An 11,644-nucleotide genomic window follows, 5' to 3' on the forward strand; every position below is an offset into this window, starting at 1 on the left:
CGATGCCCGCTCGTCTTCCTTCCGCAACCCCCAAATGAAGGAAGACGAACATGAAAGCCCATCTCAACGCGTTCCAGGCGGCGCCCCAGGCCATGCAGGCCTTGCTGACGCTCAGCGATTTCGTGGAAAGGAGCGGCCTCGACCATGCTTTGCTGGAACTGGTGAAGATCCGCGCGTCGCAGATCAACGGCTGCGCCTTCTGCCTGCACATGCATACGCGCGACGCCCGCAAGATGGGCGAAACGGAGGAGCGCCTCAATTTGCTCAGTGCCTGGCGCGAATCCTCATATTATAGTGAGCGCGAGCGGGCCGCCCTGGGCTGGACCGAGGCGTTGACATTGCTGGACGGCAAGCCCGTCCCCGATACCGAATACGCGGCCATGGCGGCGCATTTCTCGCCGGAGGAGCAGGTGCAGTTGAGCCTTGCCATCACCGTCATCAATGCGTGGAACCGCATGAATGTCGGCTTCCGCACGCCGCATCCGGCCAAGTGATTGGAAGATGATGACGAACCTCGATCCCGCCGCCGCCTTCGCCCCGCACCGCGCGCGCCTCGCGCGTATCGCCTATCGCATGCTGGGCTCGGTGGCGGAAGCCGAGGATATCGTCCAGGATTCCTATCTGCGCTGGCATCAGCTCGACCGCGGCGCGGTCGAGAATGCCGGCGCCTATCTTGCCCGCATGGTGACGCGCCTCTGCCTCGATCATCTGAAATCGGCCCGCGTGCGGCGCGAAACCTATATCGGCCCCTGGCTGCCCGAACCCGTGGTCGCACCGGAGGCCGATATCGGCGAGGAGGCCGAGAATCTGACGCTCGCTTTGATGATGGCGCTGGAGCGGCTCTCGCCGCTGGAGCGCGCCGCCTTCCTTCTCCATGATGTCTTCGGCATGGGCTTCGACGATGTGTCGGAAGCGATCGATCGCGACCCCGCCGCCTGCCGCCAATTGGCCGCGCGTGCCCGCACCCATGTGCAGGCGGCCAAGCCGCGCTTTCCAGTCTCGGCCGAACAGGGGCGCGACATCGCCGCCGCTTTCTTCGCCGCCGCGCGCCAGGGCGATCTTGGCGCCCTGCGCGGCATCCTGGCGGCCGATGTCATCGTCTATTCCGATGGCGGGGGCAAGCGGACGGCCGCCGGCAGGCCAGTGGAAGGGCTGGAGCGCGTGCTGCATTTCTTCGGCAGCCTGGCGCGGAAGCCGGACTTCGCAACCCCCGATATTCTCTATACCGGGCCGATCGACGGCCTGCCCGGCTACATCACCCGCGAAAGCGAGGATACGCTGCAGAGCATGGCCTTCGAAATCGAGAATGGCCGCATCAAGACCATCTATGTGATGCGCAACCCGGACAAGATGCGCCATCTGCCGTTCTAGGCCCGGAGCGCGCCGATGAAGGCGGCACTCGCCGCCAGCGCCGCCAGCGTGCGGACATGGTTCCACCGCACCCAGCCCCGCAGATAGCGCGCCCACAAGGCAGCGCCCTCCGCGCTTTCGGGTGCCAGCGGCGCCAGCGCGTTGTTGAGCGGCACATTGCCGGCGATCGTCACGCCGAAGCAGCCGGCGATGTAGAGAACGCCGCCGGCCAGTGCATGGAGGCTGCCCGGCGCATCCAGGTGCAAGAGCGCCAGGCCCGCCAGCAGCAGCGCGCCCACGGCCGTGCCCACGAAGACCCCCAGGAATACCGGATTGATCACGACGATGTTGATGGATTGCATGGCGGCGATACTCTGCGGCACCGGCAGGCGTTCCAAGGCACCCATCACGAAACTGGAGAAGGCGAAAAATGCGCCGGCGATGAGGCCGCTGCCCAGCGCCAGGGCGAAAGCGAGCGGATGAATGAGCGCGTCGAGCATAAAGTCTCTCCTCAAACTGGGTTGGCGCAGGCTGCGCCATGATTTGACAAGTGGTCAATATGTTGATATCAACCTTTTAACTGAAAATCACAGGAACGAAATGTCGGAGGAAACGATGCGTTATGTCGACGGATTCGTCTTGCCCGTGGCCAGGAAGAACCTGCCCGCCTATCGCCGCCTGGCGCGGCAGGCAGCCAAGATCTTTCGCGAGCATGGCGCGCTGGAAGTGCGCGAATATGTGGGCGACAAGCTCGATGTGGAATTCGGCCTGCCTTTCCCCAAGCTCGCCAAGGTCAAGCGCGGCGAGACGGTGATCTTCTCCTGGATCCTCTTCAAATCGCGCGCTCACCGCGACAAGGTCATGGCCAAGGTGATGGCGGATAGCCGCATGGACATGGACATGAACAAGCTGCCCTTCGACATCAAGCGCATGGCCGTCGGCGGCTTTTCCCTGCTGGTCGGTGCCTGACCCGGCGCCCGGTCATGAATTTCATCCTTTCCGCGGGCCACCGCCCGCCGGACAGTTGCTTCATGAGGAAGATATCGATGCTCAAGCTCAATCCCTACCTCAGCTTCAACGGCGAGGCGCGTGCCGCGTTCGAATTCTATGCCAAGGTCCTGCGCGGGCAGATCGTCATGATGCTGACCAATGCCGAGACGCCGATGCGCGACCAGGTGCCGGCCGCGGCGCAGAACCGCATCGCCCATACGCGGCTCGTCATCGGCGATCAGATGCTGATGGCCTCCGACGCGCCGGGCGATATGAAGGTCGAAACCCGCGGCACGATGGTCTCGCTCGTCGTCGACACGGTCGAGGAGGCGGAGCGCATCTATAAGGAGCTGGGGGAGGGCGGCCAGGTCACGATGCCGATGGCCGAAACCTTCTGGGCCAGGCGCTTTGGCATGTTCAACGACAAATTCGGCATTCCCTGGATGGTCAATTGCGAAAAGCCGATGTGAACAAAGATACGGGCTCAGTGCCCGTGTCGGTGATGCAGGTCCGGATAATGCGGGTGCTTGTGCACCAGATGCTCATGACGGTGGCGGTGCGCATGGGGTTCCGGCCCGGCATCGGCCTCGTGCGCATGCCGGTGATGGGCGTCGTGCACATGCAGATGCTCGTGCTCCATCGGCGCATGCTCATGTTCATGCTCGTGCCGCTCGGTCAGGTGCAGCCATAGGCCGACCGCCATCAGGAAGCCGCCGGCGATGAAGCCGGCGGTGACCGGTTCATGCAGGAACAGGATCGCCGTGCCCGCCCCGATGAAAGGCGCCAGGGCGTAATAGGCGCCGGTCCGCGCCGTCCCCAGATGCCGCAGGGCCAGCACGAACAGAGTGAGCGAGACGCCATAGCCCAGGAAGCCGACGATGGCGGCCATGACCAGGGTCGTGGCCGCCGGCATCTCCGTGCCCAGGCTGAACGCCAGGGCGACATTGACGCTGCCCGCCACCAACCCCTTCACCATCGCGATCTGCATCGGGTCGCTGGCCGAGACCTTGCGCGTCAGATTGTTGTCGACCGCCCAGGCAAGGCATGCGCCGGCGATCAGCAGCGGACCCCAATCGAAGCCGATGGCGATGTCCTGCGGCCAGGAGAGGATCACGGCGCCGACCACGATGGCGACGGCGCCGATGAAGAGGCGCCGGTCGACATTCTCGCGGAAGACCAGCCAGGCAAGACCCAGCGTCAGCACGCTTTCCAGGTTGAGCAGCAGCGAAGCTTCCGCCGCCGTCGCACGGGCGAGACCGAACATCAGCAGCACCGGGCCGACGATGCCGCCGGCGATGACGGCGCCGGCGAACCAGGGCAGATCCGCCCGCTGCAGCCGCGTCTCCTCGCTGCGGTAAAAGCGCCGCGCGGCGAAAAGGCCGAGGCCCGAGCCCAGATACAGCAGCCCCGCCAGCAGCCAGGGCGAAACGGCCCCCAGCAGCAGCTTCGAAAGCGGCGCACTCAGCCCGAACAAAGCCGCCGAGATCAGGGCGTAGAGGATGCCGGTCACAACGTTTTCCCCAATATCGCTTTCTCCCCTATCAAGCCCGCAGATGCCAGCACATGAGGGCGCCATAGCGGCTGGGCCCAAGCGGATTGGCATGCGGCCGCTGGATATTGTCGACATCGGGCGCCGCATTGCCTTCGACCAGGACGAGACCCCGGTCGGTCAGTGCAATGTCCCAGCCGACAATCACCCGGTCTGCGAATTGCGCATGCGCCTTTCGGCCGAGCGCCAGAATTTCGGGCCATTGCGGCAATATGTGCCCGGTGATCGCGGCCCCCGTGGCCGGATGCCGGTCGATCCAGCCGATGCTGGGGGCAAGTCCGAAATCGGTCGCCCGGCCGAGCTTGCCGGTGGCAAGGTCGACGGGCGCCGCAATGCCCCCGGAATGGAAATTGTCGACGATGCTGTCGGCGTTCTTGCCCATGCGGAAGACGGCCCGGACAGGTTCGAAATCGCCGGTTTCGTCGATCAGGGTGACAAGGCGCACCGTCGCCAGGGCGCCCGGCGAAAGCGGTGCGATATCCGGATGGTTCTTCAGGCAGCGCTGCACCACGAAGGGCTCTCTCTCGGACAGACGGATGAGGCGCGCCAGAAGGGCATCGTGCTCCAGGCGTTCGCCATCGCGCGATCGATAGGCGCCATCGCTATGCTGCCACAGTTCGGCGCGCGCCCCGCCCCGCCCCAACGTACGCTTGACGAAGAGATCGTCCGCCGGCAGCTTGCCGCCGCCGCTCAAGATGGCGCCCTTGCCGAGCGACAGCTCCATATGCGAGACGGGCAGGCCGCGCTCGGTGCAGTAGCTGGCGAACCCTTCCTTGTCGGTCAGCGGTGACACCACCAGGCCGCGCTTGATGCGGCGATAGAGTCCGTCCTTCACGACATAGCGATGAATGTAATCGCCCGCTTCGGCGCGCCGTTCGGGCAGAAAGAACTCCATCACATAATATGCCTGCGGTCGGAAGCCGAACCTGGCCGCCAGGATGACCTGCTCGGCGATCTGGCGCGCGATGCCCTTGCCGGTCCGGGCCTTGACCATGGCGCCGTTGCGCCGCGTGAGATCGGCAATGCGCGGCGCCAGCAGGAAGGGCCACAGGATCAGCAGGCCGGCCATTTCCAGTTTCTGCAGCCAGCCCATGCTCCGCCAGATCGCGCGAAAATGCAGCTTGTGCAGTCGCGCGGCATAGCCCTGTCCCGCCGGCAGAAACGCCCAAAGCAACGGCAAAGGCGGCGGGAATTTCTGAATGCCGATCTTGGCTCCGTCCAGGATGTTGGTATTCACGCGGTTGACCTGTTCCGAGGTTCTGTCCCGCCACCGCCTCTAGCAGAAAAGGGCCGGGCCGGCCACGTGAAACCTGGCGCTAGGAGGGGCCGAGCTTCCTGGCGGCGAGGATGGGACCGCCCCTTTGGAGCTGGACCAGCAGCGCACTGTTCCAGGAACCGGCAGGAGAGGAAGCGGGCGGCAGGGCCAGGACGGTCTCGGTGCCGTTCCAGGTGCCAAGGCGGGTCAGTTCCCGCACGGCATGGGCGATGGTGAGTACCCGGCGTCGGTTCTCGCCCCGCGCCACCGGAACCTCACTCAAGCCCGGGTCATAGCGTACCAGCCAGATATCGGCCGGTCCGGCAGGCGCGGCGCCGGCCGATATCGTCACGCGCTCGTCATTTGCCGTCACGGCAGGACCGATCGCGCGCTCGGCCGCGGCATCGGCGATCAGTGCCTCGATTTCGCCAAGATCGTGGCCGACAGTGTCGCGCGCACCGTTGACGACGATCTGCGGCGTGAAGGCGCCCGCATGGCCGAGCGGCCTTTCGTAGTCGAATTGGCGCTGCGTGAATTCGGGCCGGGCGAATGTGTCCTCCCAGCCCAGATAGTTCCAATAGGTGACGCCGAAGCTCAGCGCCAGCACGTCCGGCCGTGCGCTCAGCTTGACCAGATTGGCATCCGCCGGCGGGCAGGAAGAACAGCCTTGGCTGGTGAAAAGCTCGACCACGACCGGATCGTCGCCTTGCGCATGGGCCGCGCCGGCCGTCGCCCAGACCGCCCACAGGCCCATCAGCATCGCTCGGTACATCGGCCACCTCGCATTCTCATCGCTCGTTCTTCGGGGATACGCGGGGGAAAGGGTGGTTGTTACAGCGAGCGCGCTTGGCCGGCGCGGGGGCGCACGGCCAGTTCGGCCGGCGGCACGCTGGCGAACAGGTGGCGCGCATCCTCGCTCACCGCCTGGAAGCCTTGCCAGACGCGCGGGCCGAAATGCGCCGGCTGGGTGCGGCGGTCGCCATTGACGATCACCCGCATCGCCGCCTGGTGCGACATGCCTGGCCGGTACGGGCGGTCCTCGCGCAGCGCGTCATAGACGTCGCAGATGGATACGATCTGCGCCGGCAGCGGGATATCGTCGCCGCTCAGGCCCGCCGGATAGCCGGTGCCGTCGAAGCGTTCGTGATGATGGAGCGCGATCGTGGCGGCAAGCTGCACCGGCCTGTCCGCGCGCTCGGCCAGGATCGCATGTCCCAGGGCCGAATGCGTCTTGAGGCGCAGGATTTCCTCCGTCGACAGGGAGCTTGGCTTCTGCAGCAGCTCGAGCGGAACGGCGAGCTTGCCGATATCATGCAGCAGGCAGGCACGCGCGATGTCGCTGGCGGCATCCGTATCGAGGCCGGTTTCGCGCGCCAGCATGTAGACGATATGGGCGACGCGACGCTCATGCAGGTTGGTCTTGGAATCCCGGCAGGCCTCCGCCCGCGTCAGGCAGGCGATGGCCGTGGGCAGGTGATGATCGCTCAGCATTGCCGCCCCTTTCTTCTTGTCCGGCGGGTCGCGCCGGCAGGCCGTTCAATGAATTCTAAGCTGAATTTCAAAATATATATTCTCTACTTGGTTTAAATACATAGATTTGCAACAAAACCTTCACTTTAAATAAAGATTTAAGAAAGTCGGCGTAAAAATACCCGAGAATTAACAATCATTATTCTTATTCCTAACGGCAAAGGGGACGTTGTCATGAGGATAACCAGCAAGATGCTGGCCGGTTTCGGCGCGATTTGCGCCGTCGTCGCCATTCTTGGCGGCAGCATGGTGTGGAGCCTCACCTCGGTCGTCAACAATGCCGGCCTCGTCATCGGCCAGCGCGCGCCCGTGGTCAACGCCGCCAACGAGATCAAGACAGCGCTCAACGGCGCGCTTGCCGCCTTGCGCGGCTACATGCTGACCGGCCAGGCCGAGCAGAAGGAACTGCGCGCGCATGTCTGGGAGCAGATCGCCGCCGCCCAAAGCGCCATCGATGCCTTGCTGCCCGCCACCGCCGATGCGGAGGATCAGCAGAAATGGGCCGAATTCAAAACCGTTCTCGGCGAACTCAAGGGCGTGCAGGACAAGGTCGAGGGCATTGTCGGCACGCCGGCGGCACTGCCCGCCACGACCTTGCTGGTGACCGACGGCGCCCCGCGCGTCGATGCGATGCTCAAGGCCTTGACCGCAATGATCGAGGAGGAGCGCGGCCTGGCAGCAACACCGGAGCGCAAGGCCCTGCTCGCCAACATGGCCGATACGCGCGGGCGCCTCACCGCCGCGGTGGCCGATCTGCGCGGGTTCCTTACCACCGGCGACGCGCAGTTCAAGACGGGCTTTACCGAAAAATGGCAGGGCGCCCTGACCGCCGCCGGTGCCGTCAAGGCGGCAGCATTGCTGCTCAGCGGCGCGCAGTCGGAGGCGTTCGCCACCTTCAACAAGGTGGCGGAGGAATTCGCGGCCGTCGCCGGCAAGATCGTCGATCTGCGCGGCGGCAACAGCTGGAACGTGCCGCTGGCGACCTTGAAGGCCGAAGCCCTGCCGCGCGTGGCGCAGCTCCTGCTGCTCATCGACGGACCGCTAACCGGCGAGGGTGCCGGCAAGGACGGCATCGCCACGCATCAGAAGGTGCTGATGCAATCCGACACCACCAATCTCATGCAGCTTTCCGGCTTCATGAAGGTGCTGGCCTGGGTGCTGCTGGCGGGCGGCATCGCCCTGGGGATCGCCATCGCCCTTCTCACCGCGCGTTCCATCGTCAAGCCGCTGGGGCTGCTCAACGGCATCATGCAGCGCCTGGCGGCGCGCGACCTTGCCGTGGCCGTCGAGGGCCAGGAGCGCAGCGACGAGATCGGCGACATGGCCAAGACCGTCCAGATCTTCAAGGAAAGCATGATCGAGACCGACCGCCTCAATGCCGAACAGCGTGCCGAACAGGAGCGCCAGGCAGAGCGCGGCCGCAAGATGGAAACCGCCATCTCCGCCTTCGACACGATGATTTCCGAAGTGGTGGATTCGGTCAGTTCCGCCGCCACCGAACTGCAGGCGACGGCGCAATCCCTGGCCGCCAGCGCCGAACAGACCTCGCAGCAATCCGGTGCGGTCGCGGCGGCGGCCGAGGAGATGACGCAGAACGTGCAGACCGTGGCTTCGGCGACCGAGGAACTCACCGCCTCGATCAACGAGATCAGCGGCCAGGTGACGGAATCGACCCGCATCATCGGCGGCGCCGTGCACGAGGCCGAGGATACCAATGCCAAGGTGGTGGCGCTGGCCGGCGCCGCACAGAAGATCGGCGACGTGGTGACGCTCATCAACGACATCGCGGCGCAGACCAACCTGCTGGCCTTGAATGCCACGATCGAGGCGGCCCGCGCCGGCGAGGCCGGCAAGGGCTTTGCCGTGGTGGCGTCGGAAGTGAAGAACCTCGCCATGCAGACATCGCGCGCCACCGACGAGATCGGCGGCCAGATCCGCGCCATTCAGGAATCGACCGAAAGCTCGGCGCTGGCCATCAACTCAATCACCACGACCATCAACAAGGTCAGCGAAATCGCCACCACCATCGCCTCGGCGGTCGAGGAACAGGGCGCCGCCACCCAGGAGATTTCCAGGAACGTCCAGCAGGCGGCGGCCGGCACCTCGGAAGTCTCCGGCAACATCACCGGCGTCACCGAAGCCTCGCAGGCAACCAGTGCCGGCTCGACCCAGGTCCTGGGCGCCGCCACCGAACTCGCCCGCAACGGCGCCAGACTGAAGCACGAGGTCGACACCTTCCTGCACACGGTACGGGCGCTTTAAGGCGCACATCACTCCCCTTTTTAGGCAGGGCAATCGCATTTGGCATTTTGCAGGTCGTCATCCCCGGGCGAAGACCCGGGGATCCACTGCGGCAGTTGAGAGAGTGGATGCCCGGATCAAGTCCGGGCATGACGAATTTGGGTATTTGCGATTGCCCTGCCTTTTTAGGGGGAGGCCGCGTTCAGCCCCTGCCCCTCGCGAGCGTTACCCCCGCCAATCTCTACAACCAGCGTCCGGGCGGGCTCGCCGACCTTGGGGACCACGAGATTCCGCGGCACCTCCTTGATCTCAATCAACTGCTTGCGGCGGCTGAGTGCTAAACTCCTTGTTAAGCCAGTCCTCGCAGGCCGAGTGCGGTGTCGGGATTTTGTAAGCTTATATTCCTCACTCACCAGGATAGCTTTCCCTTATCTCCTTGATTTTGGCTGAAACAGCCAATAACCACAAAAGCTGCTTGTAAGCTTCCCGTAAGGTTGGCTACTCCTAGGCCGCTCGGGGGACGGACGAGTCGTGTGTTTAACCGACGGTCCATTGGGGGCAGCGCGCCGAATGCGGGCAGCGCCCCATCGGTCGTGTTGCAAGGGTAGACGTAAATGCCGAAAGGCAATCCGCTGAAAGAAAAACTCTATTCGGGGCGCGCCTGCCTCGGTGCCTGGATGCTGACCACCTCGACGGACATGGCCGAAGTGCTGGCCTTCGGTGGCATGGACTTCCTTCTCATCGACCATGAGCATGGCCAGGGGTCGATTACCGATGCGATCGGGCAATTGCGGGCCATCAAGGGCAGCGATTGCGTCGGCATCGTGCGCGTGCCGTCCAACGACCATGTCTATATCAAGCGCGTCCTCGACGCCGGCGTCGGCGGCGTCATGGTGCCCAATGTCGGCACGGCCGAACAGGCGCGCCGCGTGGTGGATGCCTGCAGATACGCCCCGGTGGGCATTCGCGGCGCTTTCGGGGGCATGCGGGCGATGGATTACGGATTCAATCCGGACTATTTCGCCGCCGCCGCGAACGGTCTCCTGGTGGCGGTCCAGGTCGAAAGCGCCGAAGCCATCGACAACATACCGGCGATCGCCGCAGTCGACGGCATCGACCTCATTTTCATCGGCCCGCGCGATCTCTCCGCCACTCTGGGCAAGCTCAATCAGTTCGACGATGCCGAGGTCCGGGCCCATATCGGGCGGGCGGAAGAGTTGATCAAGAAGTCCGGCAAGCTCATGGGCAGCACGGCGGCCAACGGCCAGATCGCCGCCGACATGGCGCGGCGCGGCTACAATCTCATCATCCCGGGCGCCGACGTGACACTGCTGGGACTCGGCATCCGCAGCACATTGGCGGCCGCGCGGTCGCAATGAGGAGCGGATCGATGCGGCAACGCGGACTCTGATCGGGACCGGCATCCATGGCATATCTGCGCATTCCCACCTGCTCCCCCTACAAGCTGCTCTGGCCGTTCCTGAAAGTCGGCGGCAGCGCCTCCGACGATATTCATTACGCCTATGCGAAATATGTGTGGGAGATGCATGGCGCGGCGATTCTGCCACGCGTCGTCCTCCATTGTTTCGCCTGGCCGCTTCTCTTTGCCTATCTCTGCGCCAAGCACACCAGCCGGCTGGGAAAGGCAGTCAAGCAGGCCACGGGAATCGGATTGACGCGGCAGGTCGCCGAACAGTTCTGGATCGCGCTGCGCTACTCCATATCGCCCAAGAAGTATTACGTGTTCGAACTGTTTCGCCCGAACCGGTTCGGCAATGCCACGCATTACATCGCCCGCTACGAATTCAAGGGCGGCCTGCACAACCTTCTCGAATCGCGCATCGAGAATCCGTCGCGCCGGATCCTCAACGACAAAGGCGCCTTCTTCAAGCGGTGCCGGGAGTTCGGCATTGCGACGGTCCCGACCTTTCTCATAATCCGCAAGGACGGCTCGGCGGAAAGGCTGCTGCAATTCGACGGCGACCTTCCCGCCTGCGACCTCTTCGTCAAGCCGCTGTTCGGCAAGGGCGGGCGCGGCTGCGAACGGTGGCAGTGGAACGGCGACGGCACCTATACCGACGGCAACGGCTCGCTGCTTGCCGCCTGCGACCTGCTGGAGCGCATCGGGGACGGGGCGCGAGACCGCGACATGATGGTCCAGGAGGCCATGCGCCCACACGAGGATCTGCGCGATCTTTCCATGAGCGTCTTGACCAGCTGCCGGATGATGAGCGTCAAGAACGAAACCGGCGGCTTCGAAGTCACCCATGCCGTGTTCAAATCCTCGACCAGGCCGGAAGCCATCGTCGACAATTTTCACAAGGGCGGGATCGTCTCGCGCGTCGACATGGCCAGCGGCGCACTCGGCCCCGCTTCCGATTCGGGGGTCGGCAAGCCGTGCGTCTGGTATCGCAAGCATCCCCTGACCCAGGCGCAGATCGAAGGCCGGATCTTGCCGCTCTGGCACGATACGGTCGAATTGGTGCGCAGGGCGCATGCGGCTTTCCCCGATCGCATCACGGTGGGATGGGACGTCGCCATCACCGACCGGGGCCCCGCCATCCTCGAAGGCAATGTGCAATCCGGCTGCGACATGATCCAGCGTACGCACGATCTGCCGGCCGGCATCGGCAGGCTCGCCGAATGCTACGCCTTCCATGTCCAGGCGGCACTCGAACGCGACGTCTCGATGGCCTGGAAGGTGCGCAAGGGCCTCGCCTAGAGCCTTC

Annotated in this window: 12 protein-coding genes; 7 read left to right on the forward strand and 5 right to left on the reverse strand. The window is 64.5% G+C overall.

The features are described from left to right. Positions 1-50 precede the first annotated feature (50 nt). Complete coding sequence (locus ACE3TY_RS13705; protein ID WP_374653836.1) at positions 51-494, forward strand: carboxymuconolactone decarboxylase family protein; 444 nt, start codon at positions 51-53, stop codon at positions 492-494. Positions 495-501: 7 nt separating this feature from the next. Beyond that, complete coding sequence (locus tag ACE3TY_RS13710; RefSeq protein WP_374653838.1) at positions 502-1,371, forward strand: sigma-70 family RNA polymerase sigma factor; 870 nt, start codon at positions 502-504, stop codon at positions 1,369-1,371. Here the strand turns inward: ACE3TY_RS13710 and ACE3TY_RS13715 are convergent. Beyond that, positions 1,368-1,850, reverse strand: coding sequence for a DUF1772 domain-containing protein (locus tag ACE3TY_RS13715; protein WP_374653840.1), 483 nt, complete (start codon positions 1,848-1,850; stop codon positions 1,368-1,370). The two genes, ACE3TY_RS13710 and ACE3TY_RS13715, sit on opposite strands and share 4 nt — an antisense overlap. Positions 1,851-1,950: 100 nt before the next feature. Here ACE3TY_RS13715 and ACE3TY_RS13720 point away from each other — a divergent pair, with 100 nt between their 5' ends. Together ACE3TY_RS13720 and ACE3TY_RS13725 are read left to right on the forward strand one after the other, a co-directional pair. Next, the gene (locus ACE3TY_RS13720) at positions 1,951-2,319 is read left to right on the forward strand and encodes a DUF1428 domain-containing protein (RefSeq protein WP_374653842.1); all 369 of its coding nucleotides are present in this window, start codon (positions 1,951-1,953) and stop codon (positions 2,317-2,319) included. Between the two features lie 77 nt (positions 2,320-2,396). After that, positions 2,397-2,810, forward strand: a complete 414-nt coding sequence (locus tag ACE3TY_RS13725; protein WP_374653844.1) for a VOC family protein — start codon at positions 2,397-2,399, stop codon at positions 2,808-2,810. Positions 2,811-2,824: 14 nt separating this feature from the next. Here the strand turns inward: ACE3TY_RS13725 and ACE3TY_RS13730 are convergent, their stop codons facing one another. From ACE3TY_RS13730 to ACE3TY_RS13745, 4 genes are all read right to left on the reverse strand, one after another. Further along, on the reverse strand, positions 2,825-3,850 hold the full coding sequence (locus ACE3TY_RS13730) for a DMT family transporter (RefSeq protein ID WP_374653846.1): 1,026 nt from the start codon (positions 3,848-3,850) through the stop codon (positions 2,825-2,827). 31 nt (positions 3,851-3,881) lie between these two features. Continuing rightward, the gene (locus ACE3TY_RS13735) at positions 3,882-5,126 is read right to left on the reverse strand and encodes a sugar-transfer associated ATP-grasp domain-containing protein (RefSeq protein ID WP_374653848.1); all 1,245 of its coding nucleotides are present in this window, start codon (positions 5,124-5,126) and stop codon (positions 3,882-3,884) included. Between the two features lie 79 nt (positions 5,127-5,205). Continuing rightward, on the reverse strand, positions 5,206-5,916 hold the full coding sequence (locus tag ACE3TY_RS13740) for a DUF1223 domain-containing protein (protein ID WP_374653850.1): 711 nt from the start codon (positions 5,914-5,916) through the stop codon (positions 5,206-5,208). Positions 5,917-5,975: 59 nt separating this feature from the next. Beyond that, positions 5,976-6,635, reverse strand: coding sequence for an HD-GYP domain-containing protein (locus tag ACE3TY_RS13745; protein ID WP_374653852.1), 660 nt, complete (start codon positions 6,633-6,635; stop codon positions 5,976-5,978). A 213-nt stretch (positions 6,636-6,848) separates the two neighbouring features. Here ACE3TY_RS13745 and ACE3TY_RS13750 point away from each other — a divergent pair, with 213 nt between their 5' ends. The 3 genes from ACE3TY_RS13750 to ACE3TY_RS13760 all read left to right on the forward strand — a co-directional run bounded on the left by ACE3TY_RS13750 (position 6,849) and on the right by ACE3TY_RS13760 (position 11,637). After that, entirely contained in the window at positions 6,849-8,936 is a 2,088-nt protein-coding gene (locus ACE3TY_RS13750) for a methyl-accepting chemotaxis protein (RefSeq protein WP_374653854.1), read from the forward strand. 593 nt (positions 8,937-9,529) lie between these two features. Further along, positions 9,530-10,294 (forward strand): HpcH/HpaI aldolase/citrate lyase family protein, encoded by a 765-nt coding sequence (locus tag ACE3TY_RS13755; RefSeq protein WP_374653856.1) that lies wholly within the window; start codon positions 9,530-9,532, stop codon positions 10,292-10,294. A gap of 47 nt (positions 10,295-10,341) precedes the next feature. Beyond that, positions 10,342-11,637, forward strand: a complete 1,296-nt coding sequence (locus ACE3TY_RS13760) for a sugar-transfer associated ATP-grasp domain-containing protein (protein WP_374653858.1) — start codon at positions 10,342-10,344, stop codon at positions 11,635-11,637. Positions 11,638-11,644: the final 7 nt, after the last annotated feature.

This window comes from Dongia sp., from assembly GCF_041918875.1.
GTDB lineage: Bacteria > Pseudomonadota > Alphaproteobacteria > Dongiales > Dongiaceae > Dongia.

Coding starts and splice junctions, on each gene's coding strand:
- ACE3TY_RS13705 (WP_374653836.1), top strand. CDS start 51: ATGAAAGCCCATCTCAACGCGTTCCAGGCGGCGCCCCAGGCCATGCAG.
- ACE3TY_RS13710 (WP_374653838.1), top strand. CDS start 502: ATGATGACGAACCTCGATCCCGCCGCCGCCTTCGCCCCGCACCGCGCG.
- ACE3TY_RS13715 (WP_374653840.1), bottom strand. CDS start 1,850: ATGCTCGACGCGCTCATTCATCCGCTCGCTTTCGCCCTGGCGCTGGGC.
- ACE3TY_RS13720 (WP_374653842.1), top strand. CDS start 1,951: ATGTCGGAGGAAACGATGCGTTATGTCGACGGATTCGTCTTGCCCGTG.
- ACE3TY_RS13725 (WP_374653844.1), top strand. CDS start 2,397: ATGCTCAAGCTCAATCCCTACCTCAGCTTCAACGGCGAGGCGCGTGCC.
- ACE3TY_RS13740 (WP_374653850.1), bottom strand. CDS start 5,916: ATGTACCGAGCGATGCTGATGGGCCTGTGGGCGGTCTGGGCGACGGCC.
- ACE3TY_RS13745 (WP_374653852.1), bottom strand. CDS start 6,635: ATGCTGAGCGATCATCACCTGCCCACGGCCATCGCCTGCCTGACGCGG.
- ACE3TY_RS13750 (WP_374653854.1), top strand. CDS start 6,849: ATGAGGATAACCAGCAAGATGCTGGCCGGTTTCGGCGCGATTTGCGCC.
- ACE3TY_RS13755 (WP_374653856.1), top strand. CDS start 9,530: ATGCCGAAAGGCAATCCGCTGAAAGAAAAACTCTATTCGGGGCGCGCC.
- ACE3TY_RS13760 (WP_374653858.1), top strand. CDS start 10,342: ATGGCATATCTGCGCATTCCCACCTGCTCCCCCTACAAGCTGCTCTGG.